Origin of the sequence: Shewanella sp. S1-49-MNA-CIBAN-0167 (assembly GCF_040310145.1) — a bacterium.
GTDB lineage: Bacteria > Pseudomonadota > Gammaproteobacteria > Enterobacterales > Shewanellaceae > Shewanella > Shewanella psychromarinicola.
Window position 1 is genome coordinate 1 of record NZ_JBEOPO010000241.1, and the last position, 275, is coordinate 275.

The 275-nt window shown below is 30.2% G+C and carries 1 protein-coding gene; it reads left to right on the forward strand.

The window, feature by feature from the left end:
* On the forward strand, window positions 1-275 hold a 275-nt coding region (locus tag AAEZ00_RS21160; RefSeq protein ID WP_351089861.1), incomplete at both ends, for a restriction endonuclease subunit S domain-containing protein.

A 275-nucleotide genomic window follows, 5' to 3' on the forward strand; every position in this document is an offset into this window, starting at 1 on the left:
GCTGATGGTTATAGAATATACGGACAAGAACAAGTGATAGCTGGAGATGAATCTTTAGTTTCTTATTATATTTCTCAAAAAAAATATGACCAATTAAGATCATGTGCAATTAAGTCCGGTGATATTTTAATTAGTCTTGTTGGAACGATCGGAAAAGTTCTGATTTTAAGTGATAAAGTAGAAGCAGGTATTATTAATCCACGTTTAGTTAAATTAAGTCTAAATGAAAAAATTGAACGCAAATATATAAAAGCCTATATAGATAGCCCGATTGC